General features: G+C 66.1%; 12 protein-coding genes. 4 read left to right on the top strand and 8 right to left on the bottom strand.

Annotated features, from left to right (window positions below; translation table 11 throughout):
• Positions 1-8: 8 nt before the first annotated feature.
• Together O5O43_RS04060 and O5O43_RS04055 are read right to left on the bottom strand one after the other, a co-directional pair.
• Positions 9-761 (bottom strand): SDR family oxidoreductase, encoded by a 753-nt coding sequence (locus O5O43_RS04060; protein ID WP_271085641.1) that lies wholly within the window; start codon positions 759-761, stop codon positions 9-11.
• Positions 758-1,744, bottom strand: a complete 987-nt coding sequence (locus tag O5O43_RS04055; protein ID WP_271085640.1) for a mannonate dehydratase — start codon at positions 1,742-1,744, stop codon at positions 758-760. Before O5O43_RS04055 ends, O5O43_RS04060 begins: the two co-directional genes overlap by 4 nt.
• A gap of 129 nt (positions 1,745-1,873) precedes the next feature.
• On the opposite strand from O5O43_RS04055, the gene O5O43_RS04050 reads away from it, so the two are divergent.
• A complete protein-coding gene (locus tag O5O43_RS04050) occupies positions 1,874-3,139 on the top strand; it encodes an MFS transporter (RefSeq protein WP_271085639.1) in 1,266 nt (421 codons plus the stop codon).
• A gap of 64 nt (positions 3,140-3,203) precedes the next feature.
• Here the strand turns inward: O5O43_RS04050 and O5O43_RS04045 are convergent, their stop codons facing one another.
• Together O5O43_RS04045 and O5O43_RS04040 are read right to left on the bottom strand one after the other, a co-directional pair.
• A complete protein-coding gene (locus O5O43_RS04045) occupies positions 3,204-3,947 on the bottom strand; it encodes an RraA family protein (RefSeq protein ID WP_271085638.1) in 744 nt (247 codons plus the stop codon).
• Between the two features lie 136 nt (positions 3,948-4,083).
• A complete protein-coding gene (locus O5O43_RS04040) occupies positions 4,084-6,792 on the bottom strand; it encodes a TonB-dependent receptor (protein WP_271086379.1) in 2,709 nt (902 codons plus the stop codon).
• 190 nt (positions 6,793-6,982) lie between these two features.
• Between O5O43_RS04040 and O5O43_RS04035 the strand changes: the two genes are divergently transcribed.
• Positions 6,983-7,738 carry a FadR/GntR family transcriptional regulator gene (locus O5O43_RS04035; protein WP_271085637.1) on the top strand — a complete coding sequence of 252 codons (756 nt, stop codon included), beginning with the start codon at positions 6,983-6,985 and terminating at the stop codon, positions 7,736-7,738.
• Here the strand turns inward: O5O43_RS04035 and O5O43_RS04030 are convergent.
• A complete protein-coding gene (locus O5O43_RS04030; protein WP_271085636.1) occupies positions 7,735-8,493 on the bottom strand; it encodes a GDSL-type esterase/lipase family protein in 759 nt (252 codons plus the stop codon). The two genes, O5O43_RS04035 and O5O43_RS04030, sit on opposite strands and share 4 nt — an antisense overlap.
• Before the next feature lie 61 nt (positions 8,494-8,554).
• On the opposite strand from O5O43_RS04030, the gene O5O43_RS04025 reads away from it, so the two are divergent.
• On the top strand, positions 8,555-9,379 hold the full coding sequence (locus O5O43_RS04025; RefSeq protein ID WP_271085635.1) for an SMP-30/gluconolactonase/LRE family protein: 825 nt from the start codon (positions 8,555-8,557) through the stop codon (positions 9,377-9,379).
• Positions 9,376-10,338 carry a hypothetical protein gene (locus O5O43_RS04020; RefSeq protein ID WP_271085634.1) on the top strand — a complete coding sequence of 321 codons (963 nt, stop codon included), beginning with the start codon at positions 9,376-9,378 and terminating at the stop codon, positions 10,336-10,338. The genes O5O43_RS04025 and O5O43_RS04020 overlap by 4 nt, the downstream gene beginning before the upstream one ends.
• A 201-nt stretch (positions 10,339-10,539) precedes the next feature.
• On the opposite strand, the gene O5O43_RS04015 is transcribed toward O5O43_RS04020, so the two are convergent.
• The 3 genes from O5O43_RS04015 to iolG all read right to left on the bottom strand — a co-directional run bounded on the left by O5O43_RS04015 (position 10,540) and on the right by iolG (position 16,530).
• Positions 10,540-12,330, bottom strand: coding sequence for a hypothetical protein (locus tag O5O43_RS04015; RefSeq protein WP_271085633.1), 1,791 nt, complete (start codon positions 12,328-12,330; stop codon positions 10,540-10,542).
• Positions 12,331-12,437: 107 nt separating this feature from the next.
• The gene (locus tag O5O43_RS04010; RefSeq protein ID WP_271085632.1) at positions 12,438-15,359 is read right to left on the bottom strand and encodes a TonB-dependent receptor; all 2,922 of its coding nucleotides are present in this window, start codon (positions 15,357-15,359) and stop codon (positions 12,438-12,440) included.
• Positions 15,360-15,549: 190 nt separating this feature from the next.
• Complete coding sequence (iolG, locus tag O5O43_RS04005; RefSeq protein ID WP_271085631.1) at positions 15,550-16,530, bottom strand: inositol 2-dehydrogenase; 981 nt, start codon at positions 16,528-16,530, stop codon at positions 15,550-15,552.
• Positions 16,531-16,592: the final 62 nt, after the last annotated feature.

The following is a 16,592-nucleotide window of genomic DNA, read 5'->3' as shown; positions in this document are numbered from 1 at the left end:
GGGAACTCCTAAAGGTGCATGCCGCCGTCGACGGGGATGTTCGCCCCGGTGATGTAGCGTCCGGCCTGCGAGCACAACAGGAGGACCGCGCCCGCCATATCCTCCGGCTCTCCGAACGACCGCATCGGCACCTGGGCCATGACCCGCTCGGCGTAGACCGGGTCCGACAGCACCGGCCGGTTCCGCGCCGTCAGCACCACGCCGGGCGCCACGGTGTTCACCGTGATCCCGTCAGCCGCCACCTGACGCGCCAGGTTCTCGACCATGTTCTTCTGACCCGCCTTCAACGCGGCATAGGTCATCAGCTCGGAATGCGGCTTGACCTGCTGAATGCTGCCGATGTTGACGATCCGGCCCCAGCCCTGCGCCTTCATGTGCGGCAGGACGCCCTGCACCAGTTGAAGCGCTGCGACGATGTTGGCCGCGAAATGCTTCTCCATCGTCGGCACGTCCATCTGGTCGAGCGGCTGGCGAATCTGGATCGCGACATTGGACACCAGGATGTCGACCGGCCCGGCCTCTTCCAGCAGGGCCGCCGCCGCGCCCGGCTCGGCGAGGTCGCCGGTGATCAGGTCCGCGACCGCCCCCGTCGCCCAGGCCGCCTCCAGCGCCGTCTGCCCGGTCGGATCGTCCGGCAGGGAATGCAGCACCACCGCCGCCCCCGCCTGCGCCAGCCTCAGCGCGATGGCCAGGCCGATGCCGTCGGTTGAGCCGGTGATCAGGGCCCGCCGGCCGCTCAGGTCGAAATCGGCGAAACTCATTGCCAGCGCATCCCGGTCGCCTGCATCAGGCCTTTGATATAGCCCACGGTGTAGATCATACCCTCGGCCTCGTAGCCCGACCCGGTCCCTCCGCTGAACGCGCCCTCGGCGTCCGACCCCGCCATGGTCGGCGCGTGATCGGGCCGCATATAGCCGTCGAACCCGATCGCCTTATAGGCCGCGAACGCCGCTGCCATGTCGGTCGTGCCCGTCTCCGGAAAGGTCTCGACGAAGTCGTCCCAGGTCCCCTTCACGTCGCGGATATGGACGAAGGCGATCTTCTTCTGCGCCCCGAACCGGTGGATCAGCGACGTCACATCCTCGCCCATGGTCCGGTAGGAGCCTTGGCAGAAGGTCAGCATGTTGGACGGGCTGTCGACCAGATCGAGCGCCCGCTGCGAGGCCTCGGCATTGATGAAGATCCGCCCGATCCCGCGCACCACCGGGGCCGGCGGATCGTCGGGATGCAGCCCCATCCGGACCTCGGCGTCCTCGGCCGCCGGGATCACCCGCCGCAGAAAGTATTCGTAGTTCTCCCAGATCTTCTCGGCCGGGACGACGGTCCCGTCGCCGACATCGTCGGGATCATGCCGATAGCCGGTGACCAGGGCGCCGCCCCGCTCCTCGATGTTCACCCGGTTCCTGAGCCACCCCAACGGCATGAAATTGTAGCACAGCAGGTCGATGCCGCAGCGGCCCATGTTCTGCAGCATCCGCTTGTAGTGTTCGATGTCCTCGTCGCGCCCGGGCAGACCCAGTTTGATCCGACGCATGTCGAACTGATCGCCCTCCAGCCCGCCGATCCGGAACCCCGCCTCGGCATAGCGGTCCACCTCGGACCTCAGCGCGTCGTAGTCATACGGCGCGGGCTTGCCCGTCAGTTCGGGCGCCAGTTTCGCGATGGCCTCGGTGACCCCCATTTGGCGCGCCAGCGCCCAGCGCCGATCGACCGTCGGCAGGATCATCATCGTCAGCTTGACCACAGGTCGGGCCCTCCCCGTCAGGCGCATTGCAGCACCTCGACGCCCCGTTCGAAAGGCCGAGAATGCAGGCTGGACGACCCTCGCCGCCAACGTCATAACATATCTGATAACTAGGGAGTTGAGACGACCATGGCAAGCGTAGAGGGGACCGCCGGATCGCGTTTGATCCCGCCCGAAAAATACAGATGGGAGCTGATCCTGCTCCTGTGGGGAGCCTTCTTCCTCAACCAGGCGGACCGTCAGGTCTTCAACGTCGTCCTGCCCCTGATCCGGTCGGACCTGCAGCTGACGGACCAGATGCTGGGTCTGGTCGCCACCACGTTCACCGTCGTCTTCGGCCTGTTGGTGCCCTTCGCCGGGATCGCGGGCGACATCATCGACCGGCGCCGCGTCGTCCTGATCAGCCTCCTGATATTCTCGACCGGCACCCTCCTGACCGGCTTCGCCTCCAGCTTCTTGTTGCTGCTTCTCTTCCGGGGCGTCGCCACCGGCGCGGGCGAGGCCTTCTACGCCCCCGCCGCCGGCTCCCTGATCGGCAGCGCCCACCAGAAGACGCGCGCTCGCGCCCTGTCGATCCACCAGACGGCCAACTACACCGGCACGGTCCTGGGCAGCCTTCTCGCCGGCTGGGCGGGCCAGACCTACGGCTGGCGCTCGGCCTTCATCATCTATGGCGTCATGGGTCTGGCCTGGGGTCTGATCTTCTTCTTCCGCACCAAGCGCTACGACATCCCCGCCCCCGTGACGCGCGAGCCCGGAGCCCAGCGCGCCCTGTTCGGAGAGGCGCTGAAGCTGATCGCCACCACCCCAGCTCTGATCGGCCAGATGCTGGCCTTCGGCGGCCTGATCTTCGTCTCGGTCGGCTTCTTGACCTGGACCCCGACTCTTCTGTTCGAGCGGTTCGGACTGACGCTGGCCGACGCCGGCTTCTCGGCCACCTTCTACCACTTCATGGGTGCCTATGTGGGCGTGCTGGGCGCGAGCTGGCTGACCGATCGTCTGATCCCGTCCATCCCGCGCATCCGCCTGTGGGTCATGGCCTTCGGCCTCGTCGCGAGCGCGCCCTTCATCTGGTGGGCCGCCGGGACCCAGTCGCTGGTCCACATCTACGTCGCCCTGGCCGCCTTCGGCGTCATGCGCGGCATGTACGATGCGGGCATCTTCGCCGCCGTCTTCGACGTGGTGGAGGATCGCCTGCGCGCCACGGTGCTGGGCATCGTGCTGGCGTCGGGCTTCCTGATCGGCGCGGCCTCGCCCGCCATCATGGGCTCGATGAAGGCCCAGTACGGCCTCGAAGGCGGCATGCAGATGCTGGCCGGCGCCGCTCTGATCGCCGGCGTCGTCCTGTTCATCGCCACCATGATCCGGCCGCTGCGCCCTCACCAGGGCGCCTGACAAACGAAAGGGGCGGACCGGTCTCCCGGTCCGCCCCTCCTTGCTCCCGGTGCCCGGGCCGCTTCTAGAAGTAGCCGCCCTTGCCCGTGATGTCGGAGATCGAGTCTCCCTGCTCGACCCACGAGAAAATCTTCATCTCGCCCGCGTGCATCTCCTCGGCGCGCAGCAGGACATCGACGCAGATGTCGCGCGGAACCACCACCACCCCGTCGCCGTCGCCGACGACCAGGTCGCCCGGCTTGATGGTCACGTCGCCGATCTTGATCGGGATCTGGTAGTGGGTGATCAGGCAGCGGCCCAGCGACCCGTTCGGGCTGCGGTATTTGTAGAAGACCGGGAACTCGGCCGGAATGATCTGGGCGGTGTCGCGGATGCCGCCGTCGATACAGGCGCCCTTGACGCCCATCTTCTTGGCGGTCGCGGTCATGACCCCGCCCCACATGGTCCCGCGCTCGTCGTTCGAGGCGTCCCACATCACGAAGTGATCCTCGCCCATCTCCTCCAGCATCTGGGCGCGGAAGCTCATCTCGCCGGTGATCTTGACGTTCGGCGCGCTCTTCACGGTGAAGGCGAAGCCGGCCACGACCGGTCCCGGCCGCAGAGCCTGGATCGAACCGGGCACGGCCTGGTCCAGCAGGGCGAACTCGCGCATCACATCCGACACCAGGCCGGTGTAGAGCTTCTCGTAGCGGGCGATCAGCTCCTTCTCAGGGATAGACAGGACCGCGTCGCTGACGGTCTCCCGCGCTTCGATAAGCTTCTCCAGCTTCATCATGCCGACTTCGGCACGGAGTTGATCGGCGGACATTCAAGGGCTCCTGGCGGCATTCGGCGCCGGTCCAGCCGGTCGCCTCGGGGAAGAAACTGGTCTCCGGAAAAGACCCGGCCCGACCGCTTTCGCGGTCGAGCCGGCAGGCCGCTTCAGGAGGCGGAAAAACGCACGGTCAGAAGGTCATCTTGACGCCGACGGTCACCCGGCGATCGGTCTTGATGACCTCGTTCACGGTCGAGCGGTCGTTGACGTAGAGGACCGACTGCTGGTCGGTCAGATTGATGCCCTCGACCACGAAGCGGACGTCGTCGTTGATCTGGTAGCTGAACGAAGCGTCCAGGAAGCCCTGCGGGATCAGGTACTGATAGAGACCGATCGGACGACCGTCGGCGGCGACGCCGGACCCCAGGCTGTTGGAGTTGATGTTCAGACCCACCGTCTGGGCCGACTCGCTCTTGTAGTTGTAGGCGAGACGGGCGTTGACCGGGCCGTTCTCATAGTAGGCGATGACGTTGAAGGTGTGCTCCGACAGGCCCTCATATGGCGCCCCCGTCGTCGTCTCGGCGTCCGAATAGGTGTAGTTCAGCACCGTGCCGAACCCTTCGACGGGCAGGAAGGTGAAGGGCTGCTGATAGCTCAGCTCGATGCCCTGGATGGTCGCGCCCGAGCCGTTGATGCGCTGGGTGATGAAGAACTGGTTGCCCAGCGGATCGCCCGGCGGACGGTTCAACGGCACATAGCCGGGGATCTCGGCCAGGGTCGTCTGGGAGATCAAGAAATTGGTCACGTCCTTGTAGAAGATGGTGCCGGACAGCAGGCCGTCTTCCGAGAAATACCATTCCAGTGCGGCGTCGTAGTTGGTCGCCTCGTACGGCAGCAGGTTCGGGTTGCCGATCGAGGCCGTGCCGCCGCCGGGGATGACGTTGAAGCTCGTTGTTAGGTCGGCCAGGTCGGCGCGCTGCAGGATCTTGGCCGCCGCGAAGCGGAACACCAGATCTTCCGACAGATCGATGCGGACGTTACCGGCCGGCAGGGTGTCGGTGTAGGAGTTTTCCACCGAGATCGGCCGCGACTGGGCGTCGAAGCCCGAGGAGGTGAGGTCGGTCTGCACCACCCGCACCCCGACGTTGGCCCGCACGCGCAGGCCGAATAGTTCGGTGTCGATGTCGGTCGTCGCCCAGATGCCTTGCGTCTGTTCCTCGACCCGCGCGACGCTCAGCGGAAGGACCGCCCGGCGCGTGTTGAAGTTCAGCAGGTTGCGCCAGTTGCGCGACCCGGCCTCTACGTTCTGGCCCGTGTAGACCGTGGTAAGCCACTCGCGCGGGAAGCTTCCGCTCTCGCCGGCGAAGAAGCCGCCTTCCGACGGGAAGTTGCGCGTGACGATGCCGCTGAACGGGCTCTGCGACGCATTCAGCCGGACGCCGTTTCGATAGAAGGCCGGGTTCGTCGTGTCGTTGAACTCGTTGCCGATATTGGCTTCCGAGGCGGTGAACAGGAAGTCGCTGGCTCGCACCCCGAACTTCACATTGTCGAAGAAGCCGTCGTCGAACTGGTACATCCCGTCCAGGGTGACGATGTTGTTCCGCTGGCGCGCCAGGGTCACCCGGTCGAAGGTGAGGTTGGGCAGGAACTGCGTCTCCAGGAAGAAGTCGTAGGGCGCGCCCGCCGCCGTCAGGATCTCGACATTGTAGGGCGAGCTGTCGCCCGTCGGCCGGACATTGACCGTCGCCAGAGGCCCGCCGAAGCGCAGGATCTGGGCGACCTCCTGATAGTCCCCGGCCGAGGTCGAGGCGTCCAGGGTCACCGTCCAGTTGCCCGGCGTCCACTGCCCGTTGAAGCCGAACGTGTGGGTGTTCAGCACCTCCGGCGCATAGCGGCCGTCCACGTTGACCGCCGAGTTGCGGAAGGTGCCGCTCTGCAGGAAGCCGTTCGAGTCCAGCACGATGTTCGACGCATTGGCCGTGGCGAAGCCGTTGGCCACGCTCATGAAGGCCGAGGTCGTGTCATTGACCAGACGCGCCGCCGTCCCGTCCAGACGCAGGGTCACGTCGTCGGTCGGACGCCATTGCAGGGTGATGTCCCCGCCGATCCGCTCGCGCTCCGTCAGCTGGGTGCTGAAGCGATAGTCGTTTGGCCGGATGTAGTCGTTGCGGACGCCGTCGCGGTTGAAGTCGAACCCGGTCACGCCCGGCGCGATGCCGATCTGCATGCCGCCCTGGTTGAAGGCGGCGTCCTGACGGATCGAACGGCGGCTGTAGGACACGCCGAACGAGGCGCCGAAATTGTCCGTGATCCGGTCGGCGATGAAGAAGGTCCCGCGCGGATCCCATTGTTCGCTGTAGTCCGAATAGGTCGCTTCCAGCCCCGCCGACAGCGTGCGATCAGAGAAGCTCAGAGGCTTCCGCGTCACCAGATTGATCGAGCCGCCCAGCGTGCCCTCCGGCTGCGAAGCCAGCACCGATTTGGAGACCTCGACGGCCTCGAAGAAGTCGGCGGTCAGGTTGCGCAGGTCGAAGTCGCGCGTACGACCCGGCGACGCGGCCGAGCGGCCGTTGATATAGGTGGTCGCGGCCAGACCGCGGATGTTGGCGCTGCGGCCCTCCCCGCCTTCGCGGCTAATCTGGACGCCGGTCACGCGCTGCAGCGAATCGGCCACGTTCTCGTCGGGCAGCTTGCCGATGTCGGTCGCGGTGATGACCTCGACGATGTTGTCGGCGTCGCGCTTCTGCTCGATCGACGCGCGAAGGCTGCCGCGAATGCCGGTGACGACGATCTCGTCGACCTGATCGGCTTCTTGCGGATCGGCGACCTGGCTTCCGTCGGCGGTCTGGGCGAACGCGGACGGCGCCGCGAACAGGACAGCGGCGAGGGCGGAACCCATCAGCACGCGCGACTTCAACGACCTGACAATCATTGCATCTCCCCATGGCGACATGGCTGGTTTTCAGCCTTATGCTTAGCTCGCCTACATATGAGGTTAGAACATATCTGATCAGTTGCGCAATAGGGCGCGAATGTGGGATCGACTGCGCGTCGTTTGCCGACACGCGACGGTTGATGGAGACTGAGATTTGACGACGCGTGAGCTTGAGGACCCGGTGGCGATGGACGAGATGAACCCGATCGGAAACGATCGGCCCCTGCTGTCCGACACGGTGGCCCAGTCCCTCACCCAGCAGATCATCGGCCGCGCCATGATGCCGGGCGATTCGCTGCCGTCCGAGAGCGACATCGGCAAACGGCTGGGCGTGTCCAAGCCTGTCGTGCGCGAGGCCATCCGCAAGCTGTCGGCCCTCGGCATCGTCGACATCAAACAGGGCAAACAGACCACGGTCGGCCGCCTGGCCCCCGAGCCGGTTCGCCAGATGCTGCGCTTCGCCCTGCACATCAATCCGGACGGCTTGCGCGACGCAGTCGAACTACGCCGGGCGCTGGAGACCTATGCGGTCCGCCGCGCCGCCGAACTGGCCACGGACGAGGACATCGCCCGCCTGCGCGAGGCCATGGCGACCCTGGAAGCCGACTTCCCCGACCAGGACAAATGCGTCGTCGCCGACATCGCCTTCCACCGGCTGATCGCCCACATGTCGCGGAACTCCCTCGTCGCCTTCCTGATCGACGCCCTGTCGGATTCCATGGCCGAGACCATCTCGGTCCTGCGCGCCAAGACCCAAGGGCGGGACGAGATGACCCTGCCGCGCCACCGTATGCTGGTCGAGGCTATCGCCGCCCGCGATCCCGAAGCCGCCGTCGCCGCCATGCACCTGCATTTTCGCGCCGCCATGCCGACGGTCGACGCCGTTCTGGCCGAGCGGAAGGGCCGCTAGACCTCCAGCACGCCCGACGCCTTCAGCACCAGGGTCATCCGCTGATAGCCGGCCAGATTGGGGTGCAGCCCGTCCTCGGTGAACTCGGGTCGCATCAGCCCGTCCTCCCCGACCAGCGCCGCGTGATAATCAAGGAAGCCAAACCTCGATCGCTCGGCGAACGCCTTCAGCCCCTCGTTCAACTCCCGGATCCGGCCCGGATCGCGATGCAGGGTCTGGGGCGCTCTGGCCTTGTCGCAAATGGGCGTCATCGACCCGATCGTCACCGCCATCCCATGCGCCCGCGCGATGTCGGTTATCGAGGCGATGTTCCTCAGGATCCGGATCACCGCCGCCTCCCCCGCCGAGCGCACATCGCCGACGAAGGCCCGGATATCATTCGCTCCCGCCGTCAGGACCATGGCGTCCGGCCTCAACGCCACGACATCCTCTTGGATCCGCAGCAGCATCTGCACCGTCCCCTGCCCCGAGATGCCCCGGTTCACAAGTTGCGGCCCGTCCGGCGCCAGCACCTGCAGATCGCCCCAGAACTCGGTGATGGAATCGCCCAGGAAAACCACCCGCCGATCCGGCTTCGGCAAGGCGGCCAGCCGATCGTTGTCGGCGGCATAGCGACCGATCTCCGCCACGTCGGCGACCTGCATGACCCAGCGGGTGGCGAACTCCGCGATGGTCATCTCGGCCGCGCTGCGCTGGCCCAGCGGATGGACGCTCGCACGATCCACCCCGGTCCTGTCCCTGTCGCTCGCGCCCATGATCACTCCTTTCCAACCTCCGACCGATAGCATATCCGATAAGCTGGACAACGGAGTCGCCATGCCCGACCACATCGACATCGCGCCCCGCCTTCTGGCCGACGGCCTCCTCTTCCCAGAGGGGCCCGCCTTCGCCCACGACGGCGCGCTCTGGGGCGTGGAGATGAACGCCGGCGGCCTGTTCCGCTGGGCCGAGGGGACCCTGACCCGGCTCCAGGTCGGCGGCAAGCCGAACGGCCTCGCCATCCATCGGGGCCAGGTCTTCTTCTGCGACAACGCCCGCGACGCCGTCTTCCGCCTCGCGTCCGACTGGGACGCCCCGGTCCGCATCGAGCCCGTCGCCGAAAGCGCTCCCGGCCGCGCCCTCACCGCCCCCAACGACCTGATCTTCGACCCTCTGGGCAACATGATCTTCACCTGCCCCGGCGACTCCAAGGCCGGTCCCATGGGCACTGTCTGGGTCCGCGCTCCTGATGGCCGGATCACCCTCGTCGCCAAGGCCATGCATTTCCCCAACGGCCTGACCCTCACCCCCGACGGTCGGGATCTGATCGTCGCCGAGACCCTGGGCCAGCGCCTGTGGCGCGGCGGCTGGGATGCCGAGACCCGCACCTGGACAGCCCCCCGCCCCTGGGTGGATGTCGGCGGCGCCCCGCTAGGTCCCGACGGCATGGCCTACGCCCCCGACGGCCTCCTCTATCTTGCCCTCTATGGCTCGGGCCTGATCCAGGCCATCGACGAAGACGGACAGATTCTGCGCACCTGGCCCGCCCCCGCCGCCAAGCCGACCAACCTCGCCTTCGACCCGTCCGGCACGCTGGGCATGGTCGTCACCGAGGCCATCGACGGCCTCCTCCTCTCCTATCCGGGCGTCGGCGCGGCGTGACCGAGGCCCCCGCCCTGATCCACCTGACCTCGCCCGACGGTCGGCTCTCGGTTTGGATTGCGCCGGAGCGGGGCGCCGAGCTCTGCGGTCTGGAATGGGAGGGTCGCGAACTCCTCTGGCGCGGCCGCGACTTCCGCCCGACCCCCGGCTGGACCGGTCGCGCCCCCATCCTCTGGCCCGCCATCGGCCGCACCTTCGCGCCCGGTCCCGAACCCACCGCCGAAACCTTCAAACAGGCGCCCCTCGGCTGGGCCGTCGACGGCGTCGACTACCCTATGCCCATGCACGGTTTCGCCCGGTCCCTACCTTGGCAGGTCGAAGAGCAAACGCCGTCCAGTCTCCGCCTCGTCCTGACCGACAGCGAACAGACCCGCGCCTTCTACCCCTTCGGCTTTCGACACACCCTGACCTACGCCCTCGCCGACGACGGCCTGACCCTCGATCACGACATTCAGGCGGCCGAAACCAATACCACCCCCATGCCCTTCGTCCTGGGGAATCACGCCACCTTCCGGCTCGCCGCGAATGCCGTCCTCACGTCCAACACCACTCGACGCGTGCCTCTCGACCCCGCAGGTCGCCCCACCGGCGGTTCCGTCGAGTTCACCCGGTTGGCGCGTCCTGCCGCCGTCGACACAATCCAGACCTTCGAGGTGATCGCGCTCAAGACGACAGGCGCGCCGCCCTGGGCCAAACTTTCTTTCCCCTCAGCGCCGTCCATCACCGTTGGAGTCCACGCACGGGATCGGGCGCGGTCCAGGCTTGAGGCTGTGACTCTGTGGGGCGATCCCAGCGGCGGCTACCTCTCGCTGGAAGCCTGGTTGGGCCTGCCCAACGCGCTGGCGTCGGGCGGTGCCCCATGTCTTCTGGCGTCGGGTGCGGCAGAACAGGCGGCCATTTTGATCGGCATCTCTGCGGCAAACAGTTCTGGACACGGAGACAAGTTCGCTCGGGACTGACCGCACCGCCACCGGCCTCACGAACCCAGAGTTCTGACCGAAGCGCGCTGCGATGGATGATCGCTGGTTCGAGCGCGAACGACGCGTCAGAACGGACGGTCAGCGCGAAGGCGCAAAGTGACAGGGTTCGGTCCCGATGTCGTCGATGACGAATACCCGCGTCCTGATCAGGATCGCATCCCTGGCCGTGCATCTCGCAACTCAGCCGAAGGCCAGCCTCATGTCGTAGCGCAGGGGCGTACGGCCGGTGACGTAGAGCCGTTTGCCCGGCAGGGCAAGCTGCCCCCGCGCCCAGGAGTACTGCTCGCCCGACGACATCATCACGGGGACGTTTCCATTGCCGGGACCGACCGTCAGCCGCTCGTCGCCCGCCACGTAGGTCGCCTGGCCATCGACCAGATGGACGCCGCCGTCCTCGAGCGCCACCCCGCCTTCCAGCGTCCCGCCGTCACGCAGGGTGATCTCGATCGACACTTCAACCTCGTCCTCGCCGCCGGCCTCGAAAGTCAGAAGATAGCCCTCGCCGTCGGGCGTGGCCGTCATGCCGAGCGACAGCACGCGGAACTGGGCCGGACGGTGGCTGAAGTCCAACGCGCTGTTGAAGCGACCGTCCACCGAGCGGCTGAGGGCGTATGCGCCGTCCGGATTCCGTTGAGCCGCGGGCATGGGCAGATAATAGGGCACCCGCATCTCGCCGCTGAGGCGCACAACGCCCGCCTCGTCCACCGTGACCGCAGACGGCCGCCAGTGGCCCATGCTGAAGAAGTTGGGGGTCAGGCGAATGGCTTCAATGACCAGCCCGCCCTTCCAGAGGCGCATAAGCGTCGGATTGGTCGCGATGCCGGAGCCGATGCGGTTGTAGAATTCCGAAGGTTCGCCGTCGACGAACCAGTCGCTGCCGGCCCAGAAGCTGGCCGTCGTCTCACCCCGGCGCTCTCGCACCAGGTTCACAGTCTCGAACTTGCGCTGCAGGTCCACGAACGGATTGGTCGGCGCCGGCAACGGCCCGGCCAGCGACGGCTGATCCATGAAGTCGGTCAGGAAGTCGCCGAGCTGGCTCGGGTCGTTCCGCTCGATCCAGCGCACGACCCCGGCGAAGCGGGCGTCGTTGTCCCGCTGCGCCAGTTCACGGAACTGAAGGTAATAGGTATGCAGCGTCTGCTTGGTCTGGGCCTGATCCTGACGCCGCGACAGAATGGTCTCGACGTCGCCGTAGAAGCCCTCGGACAGGTCGATGGTCGCCTCAAGATTGCGTCGCACCAGCGCCCGCAGCCCTTCGCGGCCAGGCAGATTCGCCAACCTCAGCAGCGACGGGTTGCTGACCGCCTGGGCGTAGTTGGAACTCTGTTCGGAATAGAAGCCCTCGGCATTGATATCGACCCCCTCGGCGAGCCACTCATCGACGCGAGCGATATAGGCGGGGTGCGGGTCAACCTTGTCGATCTTGGACAGAGCGGCCGACAGCTCCCAGCGATGGTTTGGCGTGTGGATGCCGCCGGTGCGCAGCGGTGGCCCGGCCTTCTTCATCATCGCGATCAGGCGCGCCGACATGTCTTCGGCAATGGGCTGGCGACTGGTCTTCAACGCGCCCAGGACGGTCGCCATGTCCTCGATCAGGAAGGACGAGTCGGGCGGGGAGTGGCGGTTCCCGCCGCTGAAGGTGCCGTCGTCATGCTGGGCCGCTTCGACCCGGGCCAGCAGATCCTCGATTGGCTGGACCAGAGCCTCGCTCTGGAAATAGCGCGACTGGGGCCAGATGAAGACCGTCACCAGTCGACGCATCTGACGCAGGACGCCGCGCGCGCCGCCGTATCCGCCGCCGCCGGCCGAGGGCGCCAGAGCCGCTTCCGCCAGTCCATCCGCCGCAGTCGTCAGCAGGGCGAGGGTCGCCGTGTCCTTCGCCCCCGCCTGGGCCGCCAGGGCCGGGACAAGTCCGCTGGCTCCGACGGCCATGGCCGTGGCCGTCCCGGTCAGGAAGGTGCGTCGAAGCATGGTCTACTCCTCGGCCCGACCCCGTCGGGCGAACTCTTTTGCAGTCCTCAGGTCCCGGCCGGCGCCGCACGGAGACGCGACACCGGCCGGATTCGCCCCGGGGAGGATCAGAAAGTGGTGCGCAAGGTCACCGTGTAGGTCCGACCGTCATAGTCGGCCTTGCGCGGCAGGTTCAGCTGGTTCTCGTACTCGACGCGGATGGAGTTGGTCAGGTTGTAGGCGTCGAAGCCGATCGTGGCCCAGTCGGTGATGTTATACGAGGCCGACAGATCGAGCTGGCCACGTGACCGGACCGAGCGCGCCGCGCCGGTGAAGCTGGCCGTCGAGGCCAAGTCGTAGGCGTTGCGCCAGTTGTAGACCATGCGGATTCCAAACTGGTCGGTTTCGTAGAAGCCGATCAGGTTGACGTTATGCTTGGACACGCCCGGGAGGGTGGCGGTAGCGCCCGTCAGGGTCTTCCCGCTGATGGTGGTGTAGGCATAGTTGAAGCCGCCGCCGAAGTGGCTCCACAGGCCGGGCAGGAAGTCCAGAGACTGCTGCACGTTCAGCTCGACGCCGCGCACCGTGATCGGGTTGGGCTGGTTGGTGAAGCCGGAGGCCGCCACGATGTAGGGCTGGGTCACCCCGCCGACGTCCTGATAGGTCAGGCTGCTTTCGCAACGGTCGCCGTTCACGCGCAGGGTGCCGATGCCGAGACCGCCCCCGTCCGCCGGGCAAAGGACGCGCGGGTCGGTGATGGTGGCGATCAGGCCCGTTATCTCCTTCTGGAAGCCGGCCAAGGAGATGATGCTGTCGGCGCGGTTGTACCACTCGGCCGAGATGTCGAACGAGTCGGCCTCATAGGGCTGCAGGTTCGGGTTGCCGAGAGTGACCGAATAGACGCCGTTGGTCGGCGCGCTGACCACCGTGCTTGGCGAGAACTGCAGCGGCTGAGGCCGGACATAGCTCTTGTAGGCCGCTGCACGCACGACGATGTCTTCGGTGACGTCGGCCAGCAGGATGAAGGACGGCAGCCACTTGTCGTAGTCCTGGCTATAGGTCCGCTGACGGAAGTCGCCCGGCGCGCCGATAACCCCGGTCAGGGTGACACGCGTCAGGGCGTCGATCTCGTTGGTCGCCTGTTCGTAGCGGAGACCGGCGTTGCCGCGCAGGCGGATGTTGCCGAGATCGAAATCATACTTCACCTGCCCATAGCCGGACAGGATGTCCGTACGGTTGGTGAAGTTGTCCAGCTGGTAGGCGTTGTTGGCGTAGTTGATGTTGTAGCCGGACGGCGACAAGGCGCCCCCAGGATAGACCGTCACCGGGCGCAGTGCGGAGATGGCGCGGTTCAGGTCCACGATCTGCCAGTTCTGCGTCGGAGCCCCGCCGTGGCCGCCCATGAAGTCGCCGGCGAACGGAGCCGAGATCAGGAAGTCCGGCGTCACGTTCTGGATCGGGATGCCGAAGGCCATGATCCGATAGCCTTCGGCCGTGAACTCGCTCGTCTCGTAGCCGATGCCGCCCTGCAGCGCGCTGATGATGCCAAAGTCCAACGTGCGCTCGACATCGACCCGGCTGGCGAACAGTTCGTTGGTGCCAAAGGTTTGGGTGCCCTGGAAGTTGAAGCGGTTGCGGCGCAGGGCGGCGTTGGCGTTGTCGAAGAAGGCGCCGGAGTTGGAGATGCCGCCCCAGACGCCGGTGTTGATGCCGGCCGTGGTGAAGACGGGATTGGGCGTCAGGATCTGGATGTGGCGATCGATGTCGTCCCCGCCGGTCACCAGTCTTCCGGACACGCCGTTGCCGGCGACCGTCTGAAGCGTCTGGAAATCGACACTGGTCTCGATCGAATCGTTCTCGGCCTTTGACAGGGCCGCGATCCCGTGGATGCGCCAGTCGTCGTTCTCCCAGTCGCCGGTCAGGTTGACGCCATAGACCTGCTGATGCTGGCTGAAGGCGCGGCTGGACGATGTCATGTCCGGGTTCGAGAAGCTGAAGTCCTCGACCACATAGCGGCCGTCGTCGAGCCGGGTCGGCGCGGTGTTGGCGGTCAGGCGGCTGGTCAGGTTGTTGGACGTGATCAGCAGATACTGGGCCGTATTGGGCAGATCGCGGTTCGAATAGAAGCCGGTGATCCCGATCTTGCCCTCGTTGCTGACACGCCATTCCGCCCCGACCGCGCCGGTCGTCAGGTCGCCTTCGTTCAGGCGCACATACTGGCGGTGTTGGGCGTCATACAGGACGCCGGCGGTCGAGGTCGTGCCGGTGCAGGACGGGCAATCGGTCGAGCGCGCGTAGTAGGTTCCGAGGAGGGCCGCGTTCGCCTGGGCCTGGGCCGGGGTGAAGGCGGCGTAGCTGTTGAACAGAATTGAGTCGCGGCGGAAGTTTTCCTCGCGGTAGGCCAGCACGCCAAACACGGCGAAGTCGTCGCTGAAGTGGTGGTTGTAGCTGACGGTCGCCGCCGGCGAGCCGGTTTCTCCCAACTCGTTGTACTCATAGGCTACCTTGGTGGCGCCGCCGTCCGTTCGGGCCAGCGCCCCTCCGATCTGCAGGTCCACGTTGCCGGACAGCCCTCCGCTTTGGGCGTCCGCCAGCGGCGACTTGTTCACCGAGATGCCGCTGAAGATGTCGGAGTTGAAGGCTCCGAGCGGCGCCGATTCCCGCAGGATCGGCTCGGCGAAGGCCACGCCATTCAGCGTAAGACGCGAGTATTCGCCCGGCAGGCCGCGCAGGTTGATCGTGGCGTTGCGGCCCTCGGCCTCGCGGTTCAACTGGACGCCCGGCACGCGCTGCAGCGCCTCTCCGACGTTCAGGTCGGGAAAGCGGCCGAGACCGTCGGCGGAAATGCCGTCGGTGATCGAAACCTCATCGCGCTTTGCGGCGATGGCATTGGCCTGAGCGCGTCGGAAACCTGTGACGACGATCTCATCCACTTGATCGGCGGCATCGTCCTGCGACGGCTCCGTCTGAGCGAGGACCGGCGTGCCGGCCAGCGCGGTGGCTCCGAGCAGCACGGACAACAGGACGCGATTGCGCGAGCGAATAGCCATATCGATCTACCTCCCCATCCGCTCTTTTCCGAGCGTGATTTGTTCGTGGCGAAGTTAGAATAGGTTTTTCATATGGTGTCAATCGTGTCCTTTCTATTTCATTTTTTGGAACAGGATGCGTTTGGAATTTCAAACGAAGAAGGCCGCGCCATATGCCTGGCGCGGCCTTTCGACGGTCGGAATGAAACGACTACAGGCGGACGACGACTGCCTCACGGGCTGACTTTTGCGCGGCTTCGGCGAGCTCGAGCGCCGCGATTCCGTCCGTCTGATCGATGAGCGGCAGCGCCCCGTCCAGCATGTCGGCGAAGTGGGCGACCTCGCGCGCATAGGCGACGGCGTAGCGATCCAGGAAGAAGTTCTGGAATCGGTCGGCGGACGCTCCGCCCTCGCCCCAGGTCTCCACCGTGCTCTCGAGCTGGTTCTGCGCCCGGATCATTCCCTTTGATCCATAGGCCTCGATCCGCTGGTCGTAGCCGTAGCCGCTTCGACGGCTGGAGGAGATGACGCAGATCTTGCCGGACGCGGTCTTGAGTATGGTCTTGGCCGTATCGACATCGCCGGCCTCGCCGATGGCCGGATCGATCAGCACCGACGCCGTGGAGAAGACCTCGGTCACCGGCTCGGCCAACAACCAGCGGGCCATGTCGAAGTCATGGATCACCATGTCCTTGAAGATGCCGCCCGAGGTGGCGACGTAGGTCGCGGGCGGCGGCGCCGGATCGTGGCTGATGATGTGCAGGGTCTCCAGCGCCCCGACCTCGCCCGCCGCAATTCTGGCCTGCAGGGCGGCGAAGTTGGCGTCGAACCGCCGGTTGAAGGCGAGGAAGACCTTGGCCCCGAGCACCGCCAGGCTCTCGCCGGCGGCTCGCGCCCTCTCCAGATCCTGATCCAGAGGCTTTTCGCAGAAGACGATCTTGCCCGCCCGAGCCGCCGCCAGGCTGTAGTCCAGATGGGTGTCGGTCGAACTGGCGATGACCACGCCATGGATGGCCGGATCCGCCAGCACCGCGTCCATCGTCGAGACGGCGGCGCCGTACTCACCGGCCAGTTCCGCCGCCGCGTCGGTGGGATCGACAACGCTCACCAGATTCAATCGCGCGTTGGCGGCGATGTTGGCCGCGTGGATCCGTCCGATCCGGCCGGCCCCGATCAAAGCGATCCCGTGCATGCTTTCCCCTTGTAACAAAAATTCTTGATGGTTCACGTTTGGAATGCAGACACCTTAGCGGT

It is taken from the genome of Brevundimonas sp. NIBR11 (assembly GCF_027912535.1).
Lineage (GTDB): Bacteria > Pseudomonadota > Alphaproteobacteria > Caulobacterales > Caulobacteraceae > Brevundimonas.
Note: the sequence above shows the minus strand (reverse complement) of the source record. Positions and strands in the feature narration are given on the sequence as shown.